The 25051-nt window shown below is 39.9% G+C and carries 24 protein-coding genes and 2 pseudogenes; 13 read left to right on the top strand and 13 right to left on the bottom strand.

Translation table 11 applies throughout. The features are described from left to right. The first annotated feature begins 219 nt into the window (after positions 1 to 219). The 6 genes and pseudogenes from JCM9152_RS21435 (at position 220) to JCM9152_RS13025 (ending at position 3875) form a co-directional block, all read left to right on the top strand. Positions 220 to 621, top strand: a complete 402-nt coding sequence (locus JCM9152_RS21435) for a GntR family transcriptional regulator (RefSeq protein ID WP_052015945.1) — start codon at positions 220 to 222, stop codon at positions 619 to 621. After that, positions 558 to 845, top strand: coding sequence for an FCD domain-containing protein (locus JCM9152_RS13045; protein ID WP_369384559.1), 288 nt, complete (start codon positions 558 to 560; stop codon positions 843 to 845). The genes JCM9152_RS21435 and JCM9152_RS13045 overlap by 64 nt, the downstream gene beginning before the upstream one ends. A 59-nt stretch (positions 846 to 904) precedes the next feature. Further along, positions 905 to 1746: pseudogene (locus tag JCM9152_RS13040) on the top strand (SDR family oxidoreductase). Positions 1747 to 1820: 74 nt separating this feature from the next. Continuing rightward, positions 1821 to 2243 carry a VanZ family protein gene (locus JCM9152_RS13035; protein ID WP_148296502.1) on the top strand — a complete coding sequence of 141 codons (423 nt, stop codon included), beginning with the start codon at positions 1821 to 1823 and terminating at the stop codon, positions 2241 to 2243. 67 nt (positions 2244 to 2310) lie between these two features. Then, positions 2311 to 3332: pseudogene (locus JCM9152_RS13030) on the top strand (plasmid pRiA4b ORF-3 family protein); the annotation flags it as partial. A gap of 78 nt (positions 3333 to 3410) precedes the next feature. Continuing rightward, positions 3411 to 3875: a DUF6930 domain-containing protein gene (locus JCM9152_RS13025; RefSeq protein WP_439644207.1), complete on the top strand. Its 465-nt coding sequence runs from the start codon at positions 3411 to 3413 to the stop codon at positions 3873 to 3875. Positions 3876 to 4023: 148 nt separating this feature from the next. Here JCM9152_RS13025 and JCM9152_RS13020 read toward each other — a convergent pair whose 3' ends face one another. Together JCM9152_RS13020 and JCM9152_RS13015 are read right to left on the bottom strand one after the other, a co-directional pair. Further along, positions 4024 to 4668 carry a peptidylprolyl isomerase gene (locus JCM9152_RS13020; protein ID WP_035345016.1) on the bottom strand — a complete coding sequence of 215 codons (645 nt, stop codon included), beginning with the start codon at positions 4666 to 4668 and terminating at the stop codon, positions 4024 to 4026. Between the two features lie 189 nt (positions 4669 to 4857). Beyond that, entirely contained in the window at positions 4858 to 6561 is a 1704-nt protein-coding gene (locus tag JCM9152_RS13015) for a methyl-accepting chemotaxis protein (RefSeq protein WP_035345013.1), read from the bottom strand. 410 nt (positions 6562 to 6971) lie between these two features. Between JCM9152_RS13015 and JCM9152_RS13010 the strand changes: the two genes are divergently transcribed. After that, the gene (locus tag JCM9152_RS13010) at positions 6972 to 7907 is read left to right on the top strand and encodes a M23 family metallopeptidase (protein ID WP_035345011.1); all 936 of its coding nucleotides are present in this window, start codon (positions 6972 to 6974) and stop codon (positions 7905 to 7907) included. 29 nt (positions 7908 to 7936) lie between these two features. Beyond that, complete coding sequence (locus JCM9152_RS13005) at positions 7937 to 8335, top strand: bactofilin family protein (RefSeq protein WP_035345009.1); 399 nt, start codon at positions 7937 to 7939, stop codon at positions 8333 to 8335. A gap of 315 nt (positions 8336 to 8650) precedes the next feature. On the opposite strand, the gene JCM9152_RS13000 is transcribed toward JCM9152_RS13005, so the two are convergent. Further along, positions 8651 to 9442, bottom strand: a complete 792-nt coding sequence (locus JCM9152_RS13000) for a TIM barrel protein (protein ID WP_052015943.1) — start codon at positions 9440 to 9442, stop codon at positions 8651 to 8653. A 173-nt stretch (positions 9443 to 9615) separates the two neighbouring features. Between JCM9152_RS13000 and JCM9152_RS12995 the strand changes: the two genes are divergently transcribed. Together JCM9152_RS12995 and JCM9152_RS12990 are read left to right on the top strand one after the other, a co-directional pair. Next, complete coding sequence (locus tag JCM9152_RS12995; RefSeq protein ID WP_035345006.1) at positions 9616 to 11169, top strand: histidine kinase N-terminal 7TM domain-containing diguanylate cyclase; 1554 nt, start codon at positions 9616 to 9618, stop codon at positions 11167 to 11169. A gap of 69 nt (positions 11170 to 11238) precedes the next feature. Beyond that, positions 11239 to 11418, top strand: a complete 180-nt coding sequence (locus JCM9152_RS12990) for an H-type small acid-soluble spore protein (protein ID WP_035345003.1) — start codon at positions 11239 to 11241, stop codon at positions 11416 to 11418. Between the two features lie 49 nt (positions 11419 to 11467). Here JCM9152_RS12990 and JCM9152_RS12985 read toward each other — a convergent pair whose 3' ends face one another. Then, the gene (locus tag JCM9152_RS12985; RefSeq protein ID WP_035345000.1) at positions 11468 to 12991 is read right to left on the bottom strand and encodes an AbgT family transporter; all 1524 of its coding nucleotides are present in this window, start codon (positions 12989 to 12991) and stop codon (positions 11468 to 11470) included. A 333-nt stretch (positions 12992 to 13324) separates the two neighbouring features. On the opposite strand from JCM9152_RS12985, the gene JCM9152_RS12980 reads away from it, so the two are divergent. Next, complete coding sequence (locus JCM9152_RS12980; RefSeq protein ID WP_035344997.1) at positions 13325 to 13825, top strand: cupin domain-containing protein; 501 nt, start codon at positions 13325 to 13327, stop codon at positions 13823 to 13825. Between the two features lie 432 nt (positions 13826 to 14257). On the opposite strand, the gene JCM9152_RS12975 is transcribed toward JCM9152_RS12980, so the two are convergent. The 6 genes from JCM9152_RS12975 to JCM9152_RS12950 are packed head-to-tail and all read right to left on the bottom strand — an operon-like array spanning position 14258 to position 20559. Then, positions 14258 to 15334 carry an ABC transporter ATP-binding protein gene (locus JCM9152_RS12975; protein WP_035344995.1) on the bottom strand — a complete coding sequence of 359 codons (1077 nt, stop codon included), beginning with the start codon at positions 15332 to 15334 and terminating at the stop codon, positions 14258 to 14260. Then, on the bottom strand, positions 15331 to 17058 hold the full coding sequence (locus JCM9152_RS12970; RefSeq protein WP_035344991.1) for an ABC transporter permease: 1728 nt from the start codon (positions 17056 to 17058) through the stop codon (positions 15331 to 15333). Before JCM9152_RS12970 ends, JCM9152_RS12975 begins: the two co-directional genes overlap by 4 nt. 15 nt (positions 17059 to 17073) lie before the next feature. Further along, positions 17074 to 18147: an ABC transporter substrate-binding protein gene (locus JCM9152_RS12965; protein ID WP_035344989.1), complete on the bottom strand. Its 1074-nt coding sequence runs from the start codon at positions 18145 to 18147 to the stop codon at positions 17074 to 17076. Beyond that, entirely contained in the window at positions 18144 to 18938 is a 795-nt protein-coding gene (surE, locus tag JCM9152_RS12960) for a 5'/3'-nucleotidase SurE (RefSeq protein ID WP_035344985.1), read from the bottom strand. Before surE ends, JCM9152_RS12965 begins: the two co-directional genes overlap by 4 nt. After that, a complete protein-coding gene (locus tag JCM9152_RS12955) occupies positions 18935 to 19732 on the bottom strand; it encodes a sugar phosphate isomerase/epimerase family protein (protein WP_035344981.1) in 798 nt (265 codons plus the stop codon). Before JCM9152_RS12955 ends, surE begins: the two co-directional genes overlap by 4 nt. Further along, positions 19729 to 20559: a PHP domain-containing protein gene (locus tag JCM9152_RS12950; protein ID WP_052015941.1), complete on the bottom strand. Its 831-nt coding sequence runs from the start codon at positions 20557 to 20559 to the stop codon at positions 19729 to 19731. Before JCM9152_RS12950 ends, JCM9152_RS12955 begins: the two co-directional genes overlap by 4 nt. Before the next feature lie 351 nt (positions 20560 to 20910). Here JCM9152_RS12950 and JCM9152_RS12945 point away from each other — a divergent pair, with 351 nt between their 5' ends. Then, complete coding sequence (locus tag JCM9152_RS12945; RefSeq protein ID WP_035344979.1) at positions 20911 to 22110, top strand: YecA family protein; 1200 nt, start codon at positions 20911 to 20913, stop codon at positions 22108 to 22110. Positions 22111 to 22166: 56 nt separating this feature from the next. Here the strand turns inward: JCM9152_RS12945 and JCM9152_RS22665 are convergent, their stop codons facing one another. After that, on the bottom strand, positions 22167 to 22328 hold the full coding sequence (locus JCM9152_RS22665; protein WP_156314996.1) for a hypothetical protein: 162 nt from the start codon (positions 22326 to 22328) through the stop codon (positions 22167 to 22169). Positions 22329 to 22339: 11 nt separating this feature from the next. After that, the gene (locus tag JCM9152_RS12940) at positions 22340 to 23314 is read right to left on the bottom strand and encodes a helix-turn-helix transcriptional regulator (protein ID WP_035344976.1); all 975 of its coding nucleotides are present in this window, start codon (positions 23312 to 23314) and stop codon (positions 22340 to 22342) included. A 110-nt stretch (positions 23315 to 23424) separates the two neighbouring features. Between JCM9152_RS12940 and JCM9152_RS12935 the strand changes: the two genes are divergently transcribed. Beyond that, positions 23425 to 24258 (top strand): SDR family NAD(P)-dependent oxidoreductase, encoded by an 834-nt coding sequence (locus JCM9152_RS12935; RefSeq protein WP_035344975.1) that lies wholly within the window; start codon positions 23425 to 23427, stop codon positions 24256 to 24258. Between the two features lie 139 nt (positions 24259 to 24397). Here JCM9152_RS12935 and JCM9152_RS12930 read toward each other — a convergent pair whose 3' ends face one another. Then, the gene (locus JCM9152_RS12930) at positions 24398 to 25039 is read right to left on the bottom strand and encodes a lipase family alpha/beta hydrolase (RefSeq protein ID WP_052015939.1); all 642 of its coding nucleotides are present in this window, start codon (positions 25037 to 25039) and stop codon (positions 24398 to 24400) included. Between the last annotated feature and the right edge of the window lie 12 nt (positions 25040 to 25051).

Below are 25051 nucleotides of genomic sequence, written 5' to 3'. Positions count from 1 at the left end.
CTCATCGCATTAGAATACAAGGTTGTATACAACCTTGTATATAACTAAAGAATATCAGCACATTGTTAAGCTTCTATAAAGACGGTATTCAAAAGTCGTAAAGATTTTGTAAAACAAGTTATGAGCGATAATCTATTTACAATGAAAGGAAAGGAACGCTATGATAGAAAACAAGATGGTTATTAAAATTGGATTTAATGTAGAAAGTTGGAGATGAACATGCAGCCACTTGAAAATAAAGCATTTGATTTTCTAAAGGAACGTTTAATAAATGGGGAATATATGCCTGGTACACTTCTATCTGAAAATGAGCTAGCAAAAACATTGGCAATGAGTCGCACCCCTGTCAGAGCAGCCATTTCCCAATTAGAGCGCGAAGGATTTTTAGAAACCGTAAAAAATCGCGGTATATTAGTACGTGACATTTCTTATAAAGAGTTCCTCGAAATTTTCGAGGTCATTTTCTCCTTTCAATTCTATCAATTTTATTATCAAAAACCAGAAGAACTGGATATCGATGTCGAGCTATTACATTATCATTTGAAAAAGCAGTATACATGTACGAGCAATCAAGATTATTTAGCTATTCACGCCACTCAATTTCATTTTTACGAACGATGATTTCAGGGACGAACAATAAGGAAATGCTTAAAGTCATTGACGGCTTTTTCGATAAAATTATTCGCTTTTCGATCGTCAATTACATCCGTACCCCGCATCAAAGTCATTACTCAGCTAATGAAATGAACCAACAGCTTGTCGATGCATTGGCTAAGCAAGATTTCGAGCAAATTAAACAGCTACTGCACACTTATTATGAAAAAGTGAAAAGGCGTTTTGGATAGGAAAAGCCACGGTAGCAGCGTTGTGCTGACCTGTTATAATAGGAAGGAGAGGGACAAGCATGGAAAAATTCGCAATAGTGACAGGTGCTTCAAGTGGATTCGGTCTCCACATCACGATTGAACTAGCAAAGGCTGGATTTACCGTTATAGCGACAATGCGCAATCAATCAAAGAAGCATGTATTACATGAGGCTATCGAAGACCCTCAAATTCTTAAACGAATTCGTGTCACCGAGCTTGATGTCACCGACTCCCTTTCCATTCAAGCGTTTCAAGACTACATTCAATCAATATCACCTATTGTTCTATTCATTAACAATGCCGGCATTGCCCAAGCCGGTTTTGCTGAAGAATTGTGCATTGATGCCTATCGTCAGCAATTTGAAACGAACCTTTTCGGTGTTATCGCCATGACTCAAGTTATTCTTCCACACATGCGAACGAATAGAAAAGGAACCATACTAATGATGAGTAGTATTAGCGGCCGTATTGGCTTTCCCGGTTTGTCAGCTTATGTGGCTTCAAAGCAAGCGTTAGAAGGCTATACAGAGAGTCTTCGACTAGAACTTGCGCCTTACAACGTACAGGTCGCTGTTATCGAGCCTGGCTCCTATCAAACAAACATTTGGTCGTCTGGACTTGCCAACATACGTACACATGAACACTCACCTTATCAACGTACACTCGCTGCGCTCAAGCAGCATATTAAAAAGACATCTCCAGCATATGGAGACCCAAAAGAGGTCGCTCATCTAGTCGTCAAATTATCTCGTCAAGAAAAACTAACAAGACTTCGCTATCCTATTGGCAACGGGGTTCGCTTAACCATTTTTATGAAACACATACTCCCGTGGCTATATGGCAAAAGCTTATTTTAAAGAACATCTTTAAGAGTTCTTAACATACAGCAGGATTTAAACAATCCGTATAGAAATGTTATGGAAGATCTAATATGCGTCAGAGGAGTGATGACACATTCATGTAACTAAATGGCTCCTTCTTTTAATATGGTCTCTTTTTGTGTTTATTTTGTATTGTACAAGTAGCTTTACATTATTCATTTCTGATGGGATTATTCGCTTTTCTTTCGTTGTTCCTAATTATTCTGAGTTCATGGAGCCTTATACGTTATCTCGTCAAGAACCTTTTTTGACCATCCAAAAAATCGGACATTATGTATCCTTTTTCGTATTAACAGGCTTATTATACACATGTTTAAAAAAATGGAGACTAACACTTATCATTTGCTTTTCATTTAGTATTGCTCTTGAAATCATACAGCCGTTCTTTAATCGTGATGGCCGAATACTTGATATTGGCGTAAATCAATTAGGTATTATTAGCTTTTTGATGCTGTTTATGATCGTTAATAGAAGGGGAAATAGAATGGCAAAGTAATAGGACAAACATATTATTCCTTTACTTTTACATAAATGACGAATTCGACAACGCAAGGAGGATTTTGATGATTTTTCAGTTGAAAATAACGTTATCTCATATAAAACCACCCATTTGGCGTCGCCTATTAATTGATAGTGAGAGTACCTTCGAAGACTTAGATGAGTTGATTCAAATGATGTTTGATTGGAATGACATGCATCTACACCAATTTGAAATGAGGAAGACGAATGGACAACGAACAACAACATTCATTGAACCAACTACTCCAGATGATGTAGCAGATAATTTCCGGATATTTTTTCCGCAATTCAACGCATTCAATCCAGCTTTAAAGACTGAAAACGAGCGCTTAAAGACACATTTCAAAAAAGAGAAAGATCGTTGCATATATACATATGACCTTGGTGAAGGTTGGCAGCATGAGATTATTTTAGAGAAAATCGTTCAACCCCAACCAGAAATCGAATACCCTTATTGTCTCAAAGCAATAAGACCTGCACCTGGTGAAGACCCTTTTAGTGAAGCAATTCAAGATAAGTTAGATAATGAAGCGTTGCGCGAGATGATTAATATCCAATTAGCTGAACACTCAAATATTTTAAAGGAGATCGCTTCTGAACCTGCTCTTCAGAATAAAGAGGCTCATTTACTCGATTTAGCACAAACATTTAACCAATTGGCTCTATGGGAATGTCTAAATGATGATCAAATTATCGTCATTTGGGTTCCGACCATACAGAACTATGCTTATTGCTCCGTATTAGGGGCAATGAAGGAGGAATTCGGCCTCGCATGCTATTTGGGAAATGATGGACTAAAAGCCTTGTATTCTACATTGAATGGCGAGTTTCATCATCATGAAGCGATTTTGTTCGAACAACGTTCAATCCTCTTATCTCTATCCGATCGGGACGAGCTTGAACGTGAGGACTATGAGTTTATTAAAGCACACAATGCCTCGTTTCATGCAAGAAGCAATGGCCTATGTTCCGTAGCTTCAAGCCAGGCTATTACCCTTGGTTAATCAATGATGAAGAAATCGAGATATTAAATGGATTGCTAGAACAAATAATAGAGCTTGCTCCTTTTATTAGGCAAAACAAGTCTAACATCCCAACGGCATTTGAAGGGCCTTGGTTCACTCGAAGGCTCGATCAAAATCAAATGTGGTACAACGATTATATTGAACCAGCATTAGAGCATCAAACGAAGCAGCCTATCGATTTATTTATTAATGAACTTGACCTAAAGCGAGTGAAAAGACTTAAGGTGGCAGATGTGACGCTTGAGATCGGTTCCTTCTTTGCATCAGAGCCTGTTCAAAGTGAAGAGGATGACCGTCCCTTCTTCCCATTTGTTGTCATTGCTATGAATAAGCAAACCGGGATGATTACCTTTATTGAGTTGCTTCAACATGATAATTTGGAAGAAAACCTACAGAAGCTACTAATAAAATTGATACACCAACTACTAAGTATCCCTAAACAAATCGAGGTTGAATCAGGACAATTACATCAAGCGCTCATCCCTCTTATAGCGCAATTACCAATTAGGATGAACCATGTAGAAGCCCTTATACACTTAGAAGATGCAAAAGAAATGGTGCTTTCATCAATGGAGCACTCGTGATGAAGGCGATCGGTCTACAATAGAAATTCCTTCAGTGTACCTCAACTTAATAAAAAGTAAAAAGACTAGAACAAAAGTGTTTTCCAAAGAGCACTGAAAAAGGACAAATCAACTTTTTCAGTGCCCTCGTTTTCCCAACCTCTTTTAATTAATTTTCAATCCTCACAGGATCAGAATAGTCGATCCCTTTCACATCTACAACAACACGGGACATACGCTGTTCTTCGACTGGGCGATCCTGTGCACCCGTTTCTACTGCTACAATTTGATCAACAATATCCATTCCACTTATCACTTGTCCAAACCCTGCATACTCACCATCGAGGTGGCTAGCTTGATCCACCATAATAAAAAACTGTGACCCCGCCGAATCCGGATGCTGCGAACGAGCCATCGAAATGACTCCACGTTCGTGTACAAGTTCATTTTCGAAGCCATTTAAGGAGAATTCCCCCTCAATGGAATAACCAGGCCCACCTATCCCTGTTCCTTCTGGGTCTCCACCTTGAATCATAAACCCAGGAATAACTCGATGAAAAATTAAACCATCATAAAAGCCATCCTCGACTAGCGCAATAAAATTGGCAACTGTATTTGGTGCAACCTCAGGATAAAGCTCAATGACAACCTCGCCTCCTGTTTCCATCTCAATCGTCACAGCTGGATTATCCTCCCCTGACCATTCTCCTGTAATAGATTCATCATGGCTATCAGGCTCATTGCTTGTCCCACAGCCTACTAAAAGCAACAAACAAAGGGTCGTAAGGGCACGTACGAATACATTCACAATCATTCACTCCATCTCTTATTTTTCTAAGAACTATTATACAAAATAAATTCGTGTCTCGTATAGCCATTGAACCGTATGCTTCGTTCAGCGAAATGTGTACGATTATTTTTGAAATCCATTCGCATTCAATAGAAAAAAGAAGAACACTGAAAAAGTTAAAAGTCAAACTTTTTCAGTGCCTTTTTTTCAACTCTACAATTTAAATTTCTTCATCGAGTCTTGTAAATCTTGTGCTAATCTCGCTAGCTCTCCTGAGCTTTCAGCCATTTCTTCCATCGAACTACTCGTTTGTTGCGAGGAGGCCGTCGTTTCTTCAATTCCTGCGGCTGACTCTTCTGAGATAGAGACAATTTCTTCAATTGATGAATGAATAGACTGGCTATCATGAGCCATCTCAGAAAGGCTTGTCGTAATCTCTTGAATACGTGAACTCATATTAGCTATCGCTCGATCAATCTTCGTAAACGTTTCCTCTGTTAACTCCATCTGCTGCTTTCCTTTTTCAACTTCTTCATAACCACTTTGTAATGATAAGGCAACGTCATTCGATTCCTTTTGAATCCCACTTACGATATTCGTAATATCTCCAACTGAATTTGTCACTTGCTCCGCTAACTTGCGTACTTCATCAGCTACAACCGCAAACCCTTTTCCATGTTCACCTGCTCTTGCTGCTTCAATCGCTGCATTCAATGCCAATAAATTCGTCTGTTCGGCAATATCACGAATAACCGCCACAAGCTGCGAAATGTTCTGTGCCTGTTGGTCAAGACCTTGAACACGCTCTACTGCTCCACTCACCACTTGATCAATATTCGTCATTTGTCCAACTGACTCCTTCATACGCTGACTACCCTCTGTCGTTAGCTCCAACACACCTTGTGATGATTCATAGACACCTTGACCATTCGAATTAGCCGTATTGGCCTTCGTCGCAAATAGTTCGATTGTTTCAGAAATCTCACTAGAATGATTCGCTTGTGCATCAGCACCAGTCGATAATTCCTGCATCGTTACAGCAACCTGTTCCGCTCCTTGCTTCACCTCATCAGCTGATTGCGTTAATTCCTCACTTTGAGCCGTAACCGTTCCAGACACCTCTGTAATTTGTGATAATAATGCACGCATTTGATCGGTCATTTTATTTGTCGCATCGACTAGCTGACCGATTTCATCTTGAGATTTCGTCTGTAGCTGCTCCTGACTTAAATCACCGGCAGCGATCTGTTGCATACGGGTTGAAACCATTTTGACAGGACGAGAAATTTGGTTGGATGTATAAATGGCGATGATAACACCAATGACAACCGCTATTATGCCCGCTCCAATTGCAATACTTTGAAAAATGTTCGCCCAACGTATTTGTTCCTGCCCTTCCTCAATGACATCATTTGACTGGGATTCAGCCATTTCTTGAAAGCCACCCATTAGTACGATCGCAATCGGCTGTGCTTCATCTCGTAGCCGCTGTGTTGCAAGCTCAATATTGCCATTATCGTAATCGATAAAAATATCTTCAACTATAGCCCGCCATTCCATTGAACGTTCAACTAAATATTCCATTTGCGGAAAATCACTATTTGAAAGTAAATATTCCTGATGTTCAATACTTTCCTCAGTAATTCTTTCAAAATCTTCTTTATATACCTCATCACCATATAAAATATACGCTCTTGAAGCTGCTATCCTTTCAGCCATATTATAAGCTAAACGTTCATTTGCCATTAACAGTGGTAAATCTTCCTCTACAATATTCGTTGTATTTTGATTGACTATATAAGTCATAATACCGCCACTCACACTTATATAAAGTGTTAAAAATAGCACCACGAAAAATCCTGCTAATATTTTCGCTCTTAATGTTTTAAATCGTAATTTCTTCATAAGTCTCTTCATTTTGTCACACCTCTTCATATTCCATTTGAACTATCAACTCATCTTTTCAACAGGTACTATTTTCATAAATAACAACCTCCAAATTATAACATATCATACCTTTTACTCCCATATAAAATTAACCATTTTCGTTCAGTAGTTCTAAAGGCTTGAAATCATCACACATAAAAGCTAATTAAGAAGTCCATTCTTACTAACTCTTCTTTCTCTCTCCCAAATTAACTATTAACTCTCTTCCGAATTTACCTAGTAATACCCCAATAAAAATTTATTTTTTATCGAAAAAATAGGTATTATGTCATAATTTGATGTTATAATGGCAAATGTTGAAATAGAAAAAATGCTGTAACGCTTACAATATTTCCTGGGAAACATGTCGAAGTAAACATTAAAATAAGGAGGATAAACGAGTGAATTGGAAGAAACGGCTCACAAGTCGCTGGTCTTTTATTATTTTTTCGAACTCATCCAAACCTGTGATTCATCTAAATATTCCGTCCTTCGTTTTAACTGGACTTCCATTAGTGATCTTCATTCCTTTAGCCTTTTTCTTTTTCTCCCAACATACGAACGAACAGCTCACACAAGAAAACGAAATGCTTAGCGATGAATTAGCGTATCATACGGAAAAGGTCGAATCACTACGTTTAAATCTAGCTTTTTTAGAAGATGAAACAACAGAATATGAGACAAAAATGCAAAACCTCGCCACTCTAGAAAATGAAATGCGTGAATATATGTCTGAAATCATTGATACAGTCGAGCAAGCTAACGACCGAGCAAATTCCTCTGACTCTAGTGGAGGGATTGACATCCCTGTTTCGAATTCATTAAAAAAGAATGAAGAGATGGATCTAGATAACCTGACGCTTCAAGGCTTGATTGAAAGCTATCAAACAACGATTGCCGATATTCATGAAATGAGTGAAGCATTAAAAAGAGTCCCTACCGCATGGCCTGCTGACGTGCAAACGATCACCTCACATTACGGTCTAAGAGAAGATCCGTTTCGCCGTACATCAGCCTTTCATTCCGGGATTGATTTAGGTGGACCTACAGGAACATCTATCTATGCCGGAGCAGATGGATCAGTCACTTTAGCTCAATATTACGGTGGGTATGGAAATACAATTATTATCGAGCATTCTTCAACCTATGAAACGTTGTATGCTCACCTCTCGGAAATTAAGGTTGAAACTGGACAGGAAGTGGAGAAAGGGGAAATAATTGGATTACTAGGAAGTACAGGGAGAAGTACTGGGCCACATTTACATTATGAAATTTGGAAGTATGGTGAGCCAGTAGACCCGTATCCATATATGACTCTATTTTTAGATTACGAGTAAGCAAGCTCTATCATAGAAAGGAAGATTCGATGTTTAAAAATGATAAAACAAAAGTATTCGACACAGTCATAGGTGCTGATACGACTATCGAAGGAACGATTAAGACACAAACAAGTCTACGAGTGGAAGGTAAGATACTTGGAGGAGTTGAATGTGAGGGTGATGTCATCGTCGGTAAGGATGGCTTAGTAGAACCATCTATTTCAGCTAGAAATGTCATCATTGCAGGAACAATCAAAGGAAAGCTTCACGCCACAGAGAAACTACAAATTCAAGCAGGGGGCTCTTTCTCCGGGAAAGCCCAAATGAACGGAATGATTATAGAAGATGGTGCACGCTTTAACGGTGAAAGTCAAATGAACGAAAACAACGAACCAACACCTTTGGAAAAGAAGGATCAGTCAGAGAAGATAGAAGTTGCAGAGTAAGGAGGTAATGGAAGGTTCTTCATTACGTCGTACTGAGCCGTTACAAGCGCTAGAGCATTAACATGAATTGGTTCCTCATTCCGCTATTCAACCGCTTCATCCTCATTTTTCACAATTATGATCAGCGGAATGAGGATTCCTTTTATTCACTTTCTAGCTCCATTTCCCCTAATTTACGGAATGAGGATCCTCTATGGTGTTAAGGTTAAGCAAGCGATAGTCGGAAACCACACTCTTCTATGCCCCCTTGATTCTCCTAGGTTATCTTCAAATAAGTTACTTCAGCTACACACCCTAGTATCCTGTTCTAGTAGTTTATACCTTTGCAAAATACGCCGCACTCGCAAGCATCGGACTACAATCCAAATGGTCTGAATCACTTAATCCGATCTCGAAAATAAAATCTGTATCAACGACAAATGGCTTGACCATCTTCCAATCAATATTCCCATCACCAAGTGGCAATGAATCATGCTTGAGGCCCTTGCTGTCGACCACATGATAATATTTAGCATAATAAGCGTAATTTTCAAGATGTTTTTGAAGTCGTTCATTCGATCCGTTTAAAGCTATAAATGAATGACTAATATCGATAGTGAGAGGTAAATTTAATGGCTCGATAATTTCTTTACGTAAAAAAGGGTTTTCAGCTGAAAAGATTCCACCTATTGTATCTTCCCATAAAAAACATGTCGGATGAATCGATAATATTTCTTCGATACGCTTACGTACATTCCATCGTTTGACCTGATCATCGATTCCTCTTGAGCTTTCCGAGTTAGCATAATGACAATGAATCACACATTTCACATTCATTTTTTCACAAATAGTGGCAAGTGCACTTGATGACCAATCATAAAAATAACGTCTTTCCTTATCATTACTAATAATATCTAAATAGTAGCCTTTGTACTTAGAAGGATGATGAAGGTATACCGTTACCCCTTGACTCTGTAACCACTTTATCGTATCAACAAGGCGTCCAGGTTGATACATATCCTCCTCGTTCAAATGAAGCTCTAAAATTTCTGGGTTGTACTTTAAGCGATTAGCGAGATGATCCTCTTTTAAGCCTGATTTTAGCCGGATCCATTTCATTGTCATCATCCTCTCCATCTCCTTATTAGCTCATAATCTCTCTTTATGTAAAGATCTTAGTTCTTCCTACACACATTTCAATGGATAAACACACATAGATCATATATGATAGAGACGTTAGTGAAATTGAACTATATTTATTCGTTTTCACACGATTATCATTTTAAAATGGGAGAATCGACATGAATTTCGATACACCACATCACTTTATATTAACTACATCATCAATCATCTCAATTTTATTAATTATATATGCCCTGCGCAACCGTCATGCTAATGGAGCCATTTCATTTGCTTGGCTAATGGCGTGTGCCCTTGTTTGGTCGTTTGGTTATACATTTGAAATACTTGTTGAAAGCTTTGAAGCAAAGAAATTCTGGATGCGTTTTTCTCAAGTTGGTATTTATGGATCGGCCTATTGCTATTTTATCTTTGCTCTCCAATATTGCGGACACGACAAATGGGGAAAGGGGAAATATCTGGTTCCCATTTGCCTTCCGCTCATTGTAACACTCATTCTTATATGGACCAATGACCATCATTTTCTGTTACATACAAATGTTTCTCTAGAACAGGTCCGCTCCTTAACGGTTATTCAGTATGATCGAACAATGATAAGCCTTCTTTTCATTGTTTATGCCTATTTTCTCATTTGTATTAGCTTTTTCATTTTATATCGTTCTTATAAACATTCTATACATCCTTTTAATCGGCAATATGTCCTATTAATTACCGGGCTGTTAATTCCAGTTATTTCGATGCTCTTGGATTTATTTGACTTCAATCCATTTGCACCATTTGCTCCAACTTCGATTGTACTTATTTTCAGCGGCCTTTTCATTGCATGGGGCCTATTTCGCTACAGACTCTTTTATATTTGGCCAATCGCTAGAGATCAGCTCATTGAAAAGATGAAAAGCGGTGTTATCGTTACTGATATTTCAGGTACACTAATCGATCAAAATCCCGCAGCGTCGGAGATCATCATACAAGATTTCCGAAACTTTGGACAAGGCCCTCTTACACTAGGACACAATTGGTATGAACGCTTAGACGAATATGAGCAATGGAAGAAAAGCTATTCCAATTTAAGAGAAGTTCAAATTGAAGTTTCACCTGACTCCAAAGTCTATTATGAAGTATCTGTTTCGCCATTGAAGAATCATAAAGGGGAATTCATTGGTCACTTAACAACGTTAATGGATATTACATCACGAAAATGGACAGAAAAGCGACTCTTCATTCAAGCAACTACGGATTATTTAACAAGAGTTCACAACCGTCGTCATTTTGTCGATTTATCAAGAAGTGAGTTTGCTAAGTCACTTGAGAAACAAACTCCTTTTTCTCTTATGATCATTGATATCGACTTTTTCAAATCGATTAATGATACGTACGGGCATAACGTTGGTGATCAAGTATTGCACCAATTCGCAACCATCTGTAGTGATTTATTTGAGCACGATGAGATTTTTGGTCGCATTGGTGGTGAAGAGTTTGCTCTCACATTACCGCAAACATCATTAAACCAAGCCTTCGAAACAGCGAAAAAAATTCAGCAAACGTTTGAACACACGGAATTAACTGCTGGTATTAAGCTTACATTAAGCATTGGCCTTTCTACAAAAGAAGAGAATGATACGTTTGACCACCTACTTCTTGAAGCAGATCAGTTACTATATGAAGCAAAAGAAGAAAGAAACACGATTAAAACACCTTCTACGTTCAACTTATAACGAATCACATGCATAACCTCCATCAAATTGATAAATAGTAAGGATAAAACCATTTAGGAGGTTAGTGTCATGGAAACAGAACGAGCACAAGAAATTTCTTCTTCCGAAACGATGATTCCAGTCATGCACAACGGTCAAAAAATTTACATTGAACATGTTGACCGCAGCAACGGAAAAGCAACCATCCATCCGATTGACAACCCTGAGCAAAAGCAAAGTGTTGCAATTAGTGAACTAACAGAAGACTAAGAAAAGCGTAAGGCAAAGCCACAAAGGCTAGCCTTACGCTTTTTTAATTTTAATAATAAGTCGGCGAACCAGGTCCTAAATCAATACCTAATGTCATCCAGACGATTAACATAATGATCCAAACGATCGAAAAAGCAATTGAATATGGAAGCATCGTTGAAATCAAAGTTCCGATCCCAACCTTTTTGTCATACTTTTGCGCAAAGGCAATTACGATTGCAAAATACGGCATTAAAGGCGAGATAATATTTGTCGTTGAATCAGCAATTCGATAAGCAATTAACGTTAATTCAGGAGAGTAGCCAACACCCATCATCATCGGTACAAACACAGGTGCCATAATCGCCCATTTTGCAGAGGCACTTCCGATAAATATATTAATAAAACCAGCCACAACAATAAACGTTAAAATAAGTGGAATTCCGGTAAAACCTGTATTCTCCAAGAATTCAGCACCTTTAATCGCTAAGATTTGACCGAGGTTCGTTTCGTTAAAGTAAGCGACGAATTGACCTGCCGCAAAAGCTAAGACAATATACGCACCCATTGTCGCCATCGTATCAGACAATTGATCGGCAACATCCTTATCATCCTTAATCGTTTTCGTTAGCTTCCCGTATACAAAACCAGGAATGAAAAACATAATTAAAATAACAGGTACAAGTGATGAGAAAAATGGTGAACTAATGATTGCACCATCTTCACCTCTCATCGGTCCCCATTCAGGAACAATGAGTAGAGCTAAAGCCGCACATGTAACAACAAATGCAATAAGTGCTCCCCATAAGCCTGTCTTTTCTTCGGCTTTTAAATAATTGACCTCTTCTTCTACTTGGCCTTTAAATGTTCCTAACCGTGGTTCAACAATTTTCTCCGTCACAAGCGTTCCAACAATCGTTAACACAAACACGGAAACAAACATAAAATACCAGTTCATCGCATAGTTCATCGTTTCCGCATAGCCTGGATCAAAGGTTGCTGCCGCTTCCTGAGCCAATGAACCTAATAGCGGATCGAGTGATGTTAGCAAGAGGTTCGCACTATAACCTGCTGACACCCCTGCAAAAGCGGCAGCTAGTCCAGCTAATGGGTGTCTCCCTAAACCAGCAAAAAGAACCGCACCAAGAGGTGTTAACACAACATAGCCTGCATCCGCTGCCATACTTGACATAATACCACCAAAGACAAGTGCAGCCGTTAATAGCTGCTTTGGAACAGAAGTAACGAGCCCGCGCAGCATCGCACTAATTAAGCCTGAACGCTCCGCAATCCCAATCCCTAGCATCGTTACAAGTACCGTGCCAAGCGGAGCAAAGCCTGTGAAATTGGCTACTGCACTTGTGAACATATAAGAAATTCCTTCAGCGCTTAGTAAGTTCTTAACCTCAATGATCTCCCCTTCATTAAGTGGATCTTGCACTTGTAAACCAACCAGTGAAAAAATAGCCGATAATATTACAATAGCTAAAGCAAAATAAAAGAATAATGTCACTGGATGTGGGAGTTTATTTCCAACAACCTCAATTGTATCTAACGAACGAAGAACAAACCCTTGCTTTTTCGCTTTCTTCATTATGGATACTCCTTCCATCTCCAAAATATTCTGAAAATTAATATATTGAAATACTATAAAAGTATATTGAAATGCTTACATTTTGTAAACAGAATAAAAAATATACATACAATAATGATTATTTTAAAATAATAAAAAGATTTACTTTTTTAAAATAATTTAAAATGTTCTTAAAGTTTAATGAAAGCTTTATCCATGATGTAGGATTTCCACTAAATCAGTCGAATGAGTATGATTGAACAAATGATTTTGAAAGGAGAAGGAAGATGACAACTAAACCAAACCACAACAAAACGATTGTTCATGCGATTACAGGAGAAGAAATTACCTTCCTTGAATCTTGCGAGGAAATCCGGTGGAAAATATGAATATATCGAAGTTTTTCTACCACCGAAAGGGGCAGGTCCCCCGTTACATTACCACCGCAAATTCGAAGAAACGTTCGAAACAGTAGATGGCGAGTTGAAGATTTTACTTGCTAACGAGGAAAAAATCTTACCGCCAAGTGAAAGCTTCACTGTAAAAAAAGAAGAGCATCATGCCTTTTTAAATGCTTCTGATAAGCATCCAGTGACATTTAGAGTCAAGTTAACTCCTGCTAATAACTTCGAAACGTCGATGAGAATCATTTATGGGCTGGCTGCTGATGGGGAAATTGACGAGAAGAAGGGGACACTCAAAAATCCGATGCATACAGCACTCGCACTTGATATGCAAGATACTCGTCTCGTACACGTACCTAAGTTCATCCAAAAATTTATGCTTGATCGCCTCGCCAAAAAAGCGAAAAGAAAGGGGATCGACCAGCAATTAATAAAAAAGTACGTGAAATAAGAAAAATGTGACAGCGTCTTTTCTTAAGTGCGTTGTGCAGAGCTGTTAACAGGGTTTAACTCATAAATGCGTGTATCAGTTCCACCCAGCAAAGGGAATCCTCATTCCTCTAAATAGGAGGAGAAAGGCTTCCTGAGAAGAAAACGTAGTCCTCATTCCGCTATTTTGGCTTTTATTTCTCCCTTTGGACTCATTTTGCTTACATAGAGGAATGAAGAAACCGCATCGACATAAAACAGGGAATGAGGGGAGAAATAGAGGAATGAGGAACCGCATCGAGCACGTGACCTTGGCATGGCGAGGAGCCGTTACAACGGTTTTCAGTTATTCTCACATTTCTCCCTCAAATTGTATGCTTTCTAATCGTTTGAAAAAGGACAAAGCGATTTTTTCAGTGCCTCCTATGTCGAGTTGCGGTGCTTTTTCCTTTAGCTAGTAGGATGGGATTTCTTCTACTGTCACTCTCTCATTTGTATAACTCGTATGAGCTAGCACTACCTCGTCTCCAAGTTCGACCTTGGAGCTATAATCACTATGCACATTCAACAGTTGGCCATTTACATCCACGGAATAATGAAATTCCTTCCCTTGGAACATCACATTACGCACGATTCCCCGTAAGCCATTACCTGCCCGTGAAATGGTAAATTGTTCAGGTCGAACTGGTAGTACATGATGCTTCTTCATTTCATCGGTCACATCAGGAGCAATCCAAAGAACTTCTTCATCGTGCAGCGGTTTAAATGCATCACCGAGCCATTTCCCTTGAATTAAATTTGCCTTTCCAACAAATGTAGCAACAAAAGGCGTCTTCGGTTTCATGTAAACCTCTTCTGGTGAACCGAATTGCTCGATTTGTCCATCCTTCATAACAACAATCTTATCAGCCATTGCCAATGCTTCAGCTTGATCATGTGTTACGTACACAATGGCCGTATTCATCATTCGGTGAATCGTCTGAATTTCCTTTCTAAGCTCCATTCTCAGCTCTGCGTCTAAACTACTTAACGGTTCATCCATTAATAGCAATGCGGGCTTCGGTGCTAGAGCTCGGGCGATGGCTACTCGTTGCTTCTGACCACCTGAGAGTTCGTTCGGCATTCGTTCAGCATAATCGGCAAGGCCGACAAGCTTCAGCATCTCGATAACTCGTTCACCACTATATCGCTTAAGCTCCTTATCAACATAGCGATGATGCTGTAGCGGGAATAGTACTTGCTCTTTCACCTTTAAGTGCGGCCAAAGGGCAAAGGATTGAAAGACCATACCGATATTCCTCTTCTCAGGACGAACAATTCGTCGTGCGTTCGCAACAACTTCTGTATTCATTTCAATTTCACCAGACGTAGGAGAATCAAACCCAGCTAACAACCGTAGCAGCGTCGTTTTTCCACAACCAGATGGACCAACAATCGCCACGAACTCACCATCATGAATTGTCATATTAACAGCGGATAAAGCCGTCGTCTTTCCAAACACTTTCGTCACACTTGATAATACTGTACTCATCGTTGTGCCACCTTTCGTTCGTATACCTTCTGAAGAATAAGAAGGACACCTGTTAAACTAAGCATGGTTAATACTACAACCGTTGAAAATGCTGTCGAATACGTCGTATAGCCTGATTGCTCAAAATTAAAGATCATCAAGCCAATCGTTTCCGATCCACTTGACCAAAGCAGCGCCGAAACGGTTAACTCTGTTAATGTCGTCAGCATAACAAGAAACGCCCCACTTAATAAGCCTGGTAACAAAAGGGGCAGCATGACAAAGCGCCATTTGGCAAAGAAGGATGCTCCTGATACATGTGCCGCCTCCTCCATTGCCGGAGCAACTTGCGACATCGCCGTCATACTTCCACGAACTTGTAAGATCATAAATCGTGTCACATAAGCGATAAACAAAATCCAAATGCTACCGTAAATGCCTGGATTCCAGCTTGGAATGGGTTGCATCCATGCTAAGATCATCGCAAGCGCAAGCACCATTCCCGGCAAGGCATATGGCAAGCCAACCGCTAATTCCATCACCTTACTTACCAAAGTCTTCTTCCGCAAACGATAATAGGCGATCGCTGTACCGACGACTAAGCATATAACCCCAGTACCAATCGCTAGCTTCAAACTATTCGCCATCGCTCCACGTACCTTATCGTTCTCAAATAAAATAAAGCGGTAATGATCAAGCGTCAAATTTTCAAAAGCAAAAGAAAGTCCGTACGCACGAATAAGCGAAGTTCCTACCATTGAAAAAAGCGGCACAATGCTTATAACAATTAAAAAACCCCAAAGAATCCCTTCCACAACAAGACGGAACTTACCTAAAGTAAAACGGGGCTTATGGTCAATCTCACTGCTTTCCCCTTCCTTAGACCGTCGTAAAAACAACCATTGGAGTAATGTTCCAAGCAAAGCAATAACACCTAAAATAACGGAAAACGTCGCTGCACGAGCAAATGCACTTGGACCAAAACCAACGACTTCCTGATAAATGACTGTACTTAATACAGATATATTAGCAGGTATCCCGAGAAAAGCCGGTATTCCGAAGTTATCTAAATTCGCTAAAAAAGCTAGTAGACCACCACTTGCGATTCCCGGTAACGCTAAAGGAAACGTTACCTTTCGAAACACGGTCCAACCACTTCCACCTGAAGAGCGAACTGCCCACTCTAAGTCACGCGGAATCCGTCTTAACACACTCATCGTCAATAAAAACACAAGTGGATAATGAGAAAGCCCTAGCACGAGAATAATTCCAAAATAACTATATAAATTAAACGGTTCAAGCTGACCTGGCAACCAATCTAATACAGAAGCGACCAGCCCATTACGACTAAGAAACTGCGTCCACGACAGCGTAATAATATACGAAGGAATAATAAAAGGAAGCAGCACAAATACATGTAATAGCTTTTTCGCACGAATGTCACTATATGCAACTAGCCACGCTAAGGACACACCTAGTCCAACTGACAAAAGCGTCGATCCAGCAACAACAATCGCTGTATTTTGTAAAATCCGCCACGTCCTTGCCTCTTGTAAAACCGTTGTATAATTCGTTAACACATGACCTTCCTCAACCGAAAAGCTCAATCCAATAAGCTTCATAATCGGCCAAACAAAAAGGATGAAAACAAAGACTAACGACAAAAGCAGCCAAAACGTTCTACCGTTACGTGTAAAGGAGAAGGAAGACTCAAGCGGGAGCCTTCCTTGTACAGTTTGATTCATGATCGTACACCTCGTCTATTCTCCAAAGATATCAACAAACCTTTGCTTATCTTCCTCTCTCGTCGAAAGCAAATCAGCAACGTCCGAACTTAATATATCCATTTCATCAATCGTCTTTAAGCCTTCAGGTGCAGGTATCTCTTCACGAATAGGTGTGTAACCAATGTCAGCCGCCATCTGCTGTCCTTGCTCTGATAAAACGAAGTCAACAAATGCTTTTGAAGCTTCTTCATTGTTCGTTCCACTCATAATTCCGATTGGCTCTGTAATGACAGGTACACCTTCCTCTGGATAAATTAAATCAATCGGTGACCCTTCTGTTTTCGCACGAGCGACAATAAAGTCCACAACCATGCCATACGATTGCTCTCCGCCAGCAACAGCTTGAAGAACGGCGCCATTGCCTTGTACGACTGTGACATCTTGTCCACTAAGATTTTCAAAAAATCCCCAACCGAAGTCCCCTTGTCTTGAGAATACCCCAACATTATAAGCCGCAGCCCCTGAGTACAGCGGGCTAGGCATAATTACTTCACCATTAGCACCGTCTTCATTTAATTCGTGCCAAGACGTCGGAAGCTCGGTTACATTATTTGTATTAACAGCTAATACAGTCGCCATTACTTTCGTTCCCGCGTACATATAGTCTGAATCAATGAACTCATCCGGAATATGAGCAAACTCTTTAGACTCATATGCCAATAATAAATTTTGTTCCTTTAACGACTCAAACGTAACAGCATCAGCCACTAACAGGACATCCGCTTGTATATCACCTGCCTGTTGCTCTGCGAGAATCTTACTAATAACCTCCTCCGTACCTGAACGGAAGATCTTCACTTGTACATCTGGGTATAGCTCATTAAACGTACTAACAAGCTGTTCTGCATCCGCATCTGGCTGTGACGTATAAAATTGAACCTCCCCAGAAATAGATGCAGGTTCTTCACTATCCACTTGCTCCGTGTCTTGATCCGTCTGTCCATCTTCACTGTTCGTTTCAGTATCTGTCTGACTATCCTCTGTCCCACATGCTGTTAAGACAAGTCCTAGCATCAAAATCATTGCCATCAACCATTGCTTCATCATATCGTTTCCTCCTTCGTTTCTGGTATTGCACGTAACCAACGTTCAAATTTGCGTAAATGCTTGCGTTGACTCACTTTACCCTCTAGCGGAGTCACCGTAATATAGCCCGCTTTCAGCTTAGCGAAATCCCCTTCATTATCAAACTCCGTCAGCTGCTGCAAACGATCCTTCAACCAATAGTAGACGTTACCATACGGATCATTTAGACCGACATATCGGTAGCGCGCAACTGATAGATCAAGTGGTGCTACTGCAATTCCACGACAGTACTCTTTTTTCACATAAGGCAAATTCACATTCACAAAAACCCCATCAGGTATCTTATTAGCCAATAATGATTCTAGTACTTGATATAACAACCGTTTTGGAACTTGAAAATTAAGATCCTTAACTTCTAACCGATCAATTGAAACAGCCATTGCTGGAATTTGATATAGTGCTGCTTCGGCCGCAGCTGCCATCGTTCCTGAATAATAAACATCTCGACCTAAATTCGGGCCAATATTCATTCCAGATACAACAAAGTCTGGTGGCTCCTTCATTAAAACGTCCATCCCTAGCTTCACACAATCGGCTGGAGTTCCATTCACTGCCCATGCGTGCACATTCCCACCAAACAGCTTTACAGGTGATGCCTTTAAAGGCTGACGAAGTGTAATAGAATGGCTAATCGCACTCCTTTCTTGATCCGGGCATACAACATAAATTTCACCAAAGTGCTGTAACACTTCAATTAACGCTGCCACCCCAGGAGCAAAGATCCCATCATCATTTGTCACAAGAAACTTCAACTTGTCACTTCCTCCATATTCTTTTCGGTATATGCTTTCATATAGTGAGCATGCTTCTTTAATAGTTCACTTTCCTCGCTTGCATCATATCCTTCAAGGACAACAGGTAGCTCACTATCTCGTATACGCCCTAAAAAAGGCTCTAACTCTAGCTCTCCTTCTCCTAAGGCAACATGATAGATAGAGGAGGTTGAATCACTTAAATGGATTTTGTTGACTCTTGTCATTTGTTCAAATTCAGCTACAATATTTTTATCCAAAGAAATATGGGCAGCATCAAAAGTCGCTTGCACATGCTCAGACCGATTAAATAAAAAGGGCGTCATCTGCTGTCCAGATGTAACGAACTCCTTTTTTTTCACTTCCATCAGCTCAAGAGACATCGTAACCCCGAATGTAGCTGCGGCTTCCTCCAAAAAGTCCAAGCTCTCTTCTAGCTTGCGAATGTGCCACAACGTCCAATCTTCTGAAAGTGTCCGTTTACCAGGGTGAACCGTGACATTCGTCGCACCGATTGACGCTGCTAATGCAAATGACTGAACGACCTCATCCATTGATTGCTTTCGAATCCCTTCGTTTAACGAGCAAATATTTAAATCCCAGCTCGCCGCATGAAAGCTCACTTCAAGGTTATATCGTTTTAGCATTCGCTTAATCTCACGGACTGTCATTTTGCTATACCATATTTGCTCTGCCCATAGCTCGATTCCATGCAAGCCATAATATGAGGTAGTCGCTCCGATATCATCAATGCTCTTTCCCCATAACAAAGTAGATGATGCATATAGCTTCACTTCTCCACCTCACCTTCTCGTTGCCCAAAGATCCATTCCAATTGCTTAGTGTCATAGTCCACTGAACCAATCGGATGTGGACTTCGCGAATCGTAGCCGTGAAAATCACTGCCGACACTGACAAGCAATTGATGCGTTGCCGCTCGTTTGAGCCAATCCTCACGTTCACGATGCTCATGCTTAGAGTAGTACACTTCAATTCCATCTAGTCCCGCTTCAAGTAATGCTTCAAAGGAATAGCTCCAATCATACAAGCCTGGATGAGCGAGAAAGGATTTCCCTCCACATTCATGAATAAGCCCGATTGCAGCTTCTGCCGAAAGTCCGCTTCGACTAACAAAAGCTTGTCCGCCCTTTTTCAATAGCTGATCATACGCTTGCTTCGACGACGAAAAGAAGCCTTTCGCTACGAGCTCATCCGCAATATGAGTTCGCACAATCACTTGTCCTCCAGCTCTTTGCCAGCAGTCCTCCCAATTAATCGGATAGCCGAGATTTTGAAGCTGAGCAACGATTTTCTTTGACCATTTACGTCGTTCTTCCTTTCTCCATTCCACATACTTCATCATGCTCGGATGATGCGGCTCAAAGCCGTAACCAAGTATATGAAGCTCTCCCTGAGCACCGTCTGTATTGATTTCAATGCCAGGCAATAATTGAAGTCCACGAGAAGCCGCTACATCCTTCGCTTCAAAATAACCGGAAATTTCGTCATGATCCGTAATAGAAATAACCGAAAGGCCAAGACGTAAAGCCTCATCGACAATTTCTTTTGGATCCATCTCTCCGTCTGAGTGTGTGCTATGCATATGTAAATCAATCCGCAACCAATCACATCCCTCCATTTCTTTCTGCTACCATCGTATAAAATGAATATCAAGTGAGAATAAAGAAGACTTAACCATTTTGTAAAAGGTTTGTGAAGTTGATATTTGTAAAGATAAGGTAAAATAAGAATATAAATGAGGTATTGCAACGGTTATATGCGCACTAGGAGGAGGATAATTGTAAATATATTGTAAAAAATTAATCATTCTTTTACATTATTCGGCATCGTTCTCTTTACAATCCACTATTTATTCAAAATTAGCGGTTCGGTAATTAGGATATAGATCTATCATCTCATCCTATTTCCCGTTATAATGACAACTAACAAATCCCAAGGAAGAGGGTAAAAAATGGATTATACTAAAAAAGAAATGAAGCAATTGGAAGAAGCATTACATCAACTATCTACCGACACGATCATGAGAGAAACACAACAACTCTATAAAAAATTCGGTCAACTTCAAGCTCCGTTCACATTAGAAGAGGCGTTAACGAGCTTAACGAAAGATGAACTCGATGGATGGCGTCGGCTTTATTCCGTCCCAAGAGCGAGCCACTTAAAAAAAGCTGAGCTTATCCGTGTCCTCGCAGAACACATCCCACTTAAGCTAGCAGATCAGGTAAAAACTTGGGATGAGGATCGGTTACAATTTCTACGACAAGCGTGTAACAATAACGGTATTCTCTCTATTGAACAGCTAGAGCTAGATATCGAAAAAGAAATCTACTTCACATCTACTGGCATCTTCTACATGTGTCATCATGAAGAACTGCCTGTGATTTCTTTACCGAGTGATTTGATTGAACCTGTACGAGAACTAGCAAAGGATAAAGAGATTCAAGCGCTAAGCAAGAGAAATACAGAATGGATTAAATTAACACAAGGCTTATGCTTTTATTACGGTGTTCTAACGATTGAGGATATAGACAAGCTATTAAACCGTCATACAACGATTGATTCATATGGAGATTATTTCCGTGTCATCCATGATGCCATCAACTATCATCAGGAATTGGAATCGACTAACGACGGTTTTTCTCATTATTTAGTCGACGATATTGAAGTCGTTTTACAGGAGCAAAAGAGTCGAGTCGGATTAGACTACTATCCATTTACGAAGGAGCAGCTTTTACAAGCAGGAGAGCCTGAGTATGTCGATCGCAATGAAAGTTATCAACAATTCGTTTCTGCACTCAAGCGTCACTTCGGGTTTGAGCACGAGGACGCTGATATATTGACAGAGGAAATCACTATTGGCATTAAACAAGGCGTCCCATTACAAGGTATTATCAATACTGTGACAGCTGATCTGGAATTAGACAATGAAGCCGAAGTCAATAAACTACTTCATTCACTCGTTCCCCTTATGAATCATACACGTGAATGGTTTTTGAAAGGCTACACATCTGTTGAATTACAACCAGATCCATCTCCATCAAAGGCGAATCTAGACAACGTGATCAGCTTTCAAACAGGGAAGAAGATCGGACGCAACGAACCATGCCCTTGCGGAAGTGGGAAGAAATATAAGAAATGTTGCGGAGGTTAAAACCGTCTAACAAAACACGTATCGAGAGTCCACTGAAAAAGTATAAATCAACTTTTTCAGTGGACTTTGATATGAGCACTACCGTCTTTTGACACACTTTTTGAAATACGGGTTCCTACCTTGATCTTTCTTATTTTCTTCCAAATTGGTAGTAAAAAAACAAACCCAGTAATCATAAGTATCAGTCCAATAATATTTACAAAGTCATACCATTCCATTCCGTTTTCTCCTATTCATTTTGATTGAAGTTATAATGCACAACAACAGATTCTGCCAGTTCACATATTTTGTTACGTAAATAAGTAGGTTCAATCACGAACATTTGATTAGAAAATCCAAGTATATACCTAATAGCTTCCTCTTGCGTATCAAAAGATAACCTAACAAGTACCCAGCCTTCCTTGTCGTCCTCACTCATTTCAATGACTCTTACAAAATGACTAGAATAAGAAAGTCTTCCTACGATGTCAAGAGTAACCCTCACTCGAACTTCATAAGTCGGTAATTCTTTAACAAAAGCCTCCGTTGAAGACTTCCAATACTGAGCAATGTCAAAGCTCTTTGGCCGTTCAAATGTCTCGTTAATAGGAGCAGCGTGCTGAATTCGTGAAGCTCGATAATTTCGAATCTCACCATTCTCCTTTGCTGCAATAAAATACCACCTATTCCCTTTAGCCACTAATCCCAATGGCTGTACAATACGTTCAATTGTTTGTCCATCTGCACGCTGATAGATCATATTTAATTTATGATTTTGCCATATAGATTGTTTAAGGGTTTCGAAAGATTTGAGCTTTTCTTTCTCGTTTCGCCATGAACTAGTATCAATATAGATTCGATTCCATACTTCTTTTGCATGTTCACGGTATTTATCAGGAAGAGCGGCTATCAGCTTAATACGAGCATCTTCAGAAGTGCCAGTTAAACCTAAGTCATCAAGTAATTGTATAGAAGGCGAGACAAGCAAGGCATGAATTTCAGCTTCCTTTAAACCTGTTAAGTTAGTCTGATATCCTTCAAGCAATGACCAGCCGCCATTTTTTCCGCGCTCAGCAACAACGGGAATACCCGCACCACTTAAGGCATCCATATCCCGATAAATCGTTCGCTCAGACACCTCTAACCTTTCAGCTAATTCATTTGCCGTTAACTGTCCTTGAGATTGCAACATCAAAAGAATCTTAATTAATCGATCTCCTCTCATTATGACCACCTTATATATAAATAGATAACTTTAATTTAATTAAATATGACATACGATGTCAAGATTAAGACCTTATAATAAAAGCACATTACTAAGAAAGGATGAGAATCATGAAACCACTTAAAGGGAAAATAGCTCTCGTAACTGGAGGAAGTCGAGGAGCAGGACGATGCATTGCTCTAGAATTAGGCAAGGCTGGCGCAACCGTGTACATTACTGGACGAAGTGTTATAGGGAATGCGACTAATCAGTGGCCTGGAACCATTGATGACACTGCTTCACAAATTAACGCTTCAGGTGGAAAAGGGATTGCCATAAGATGTGATCATACGAATGATGCTGAAACAGAAGCAGTCATCTCTTCCATTCGAAAAGAACAAGGTAAATTAGATCTAGTAATCAATAACGTGTGGGGTGCACATGACCTCGGCGTTGAAGCAAAACCTTTTTGGGAATTACCATTAAAAAATTGGGATACGATGTTCACTGCAGGCGTCCGTGCCCAACTAGCTACTAACCATTTTGCCATTCCATTACTACGTGAAAATAAAGCAGCTCTCATTGTTCACACTACCTTTTGGGATCATAACAAATACGCTGGTCAATTCTACTACGATTTAGCAAAGAACGCTTTAGTAAGGATGGCATACGGACTCTCATTAGAATTAAAACAAGACAATATTACGGTTCTTGCCGTTTCACCTGGTTTTATGAGAACCGAACTTGTCCTGAAACACCATGGATCAGATGAGGAACATTGGGAAGAATCAGAGGATTTAAGACGAACCGAATCACCCTTTTATATCGGTCGTGGAATTACAGCATTAGCAAGTGATCCAAATATTATGGAGAAAAGCGGACAAGTATTAAAAGTAGGTGATCTAGCAAAAGAATATCAATTTACTGATATAGATGGACGTTATGTTCCTCCATTTACGATGTAATGTCTAGACTTAGCTATTAGTCTTGCCAGTTAAACTAAGGTGATAAACCTTTTGCTTATCACCTCTTCAAAATCTCTATTATAAAGTCTTACGAAAGCGCAGTGATATCGGACACTGTATTTTCTCGTATTACTGCCATCTACCGTGGCAGCAATCTCCCCTCACGCAAAAACCGATCAACCATTGCTGCCGTTTCCTTTTGATGATGAATTTCCTTATGGCCATATGGAAGAGTGGCGAAGTCTGTTAGCTCTGGAAAATAAACAGAAGCCACCTCGACACGTCCATCATTCGCTTTATCGAGAAGTCGTCCTAGCCATAGCCGGCTCTTATTTCCGGCTATCGCTGCGATTTCTATTTTGTGGTCATGACTAAATTGATAGGAGTCAATCTTTTCTTGCGTTAGCGACTTAACGGTCTTATAGATTTTCGTGTACAGCTTCACCTTACTTGCAAGCATCGCCAGTTTATTACCTTTGTTCGGTGTTGCAATTAAGACACAGCGTCCTATTGTATCCATATACTTACGATTTGTAATAAGCTTACGAATAACGAGTCCACCTGTACTATGGCCAATCAGATGAACCTTCTCACCTATAGAAGTGTCGAGCTTACTCATAACTTCCTCTAACAATGCCGTCGCATCCTCGACATCCTGAAAGGTAAGTGGAAGCTCCGGCAGCAAGCACGTATACCCAAGCTCCTCTAAATGGTGTTGCAGTGGCTTCATATCATCTGATTGTTTATTAAAACCATGAATGAGCATTGCTCGAATGACCACCATCTCCTTTCG

This window comes from Halalkalibacter hemicellulosilyticusJCM 9152 (assembly GCF_000513115.1).
GTDB lineage: Bacteria > Bacillota > Bacilli > Bacillales > Bacillaceae_D > Halalkalibacter > Halalkalibacter hemicellulosilyticus.
This window is presented reverse-complemented; position numbering and strand designations above follow the sequence as displayed.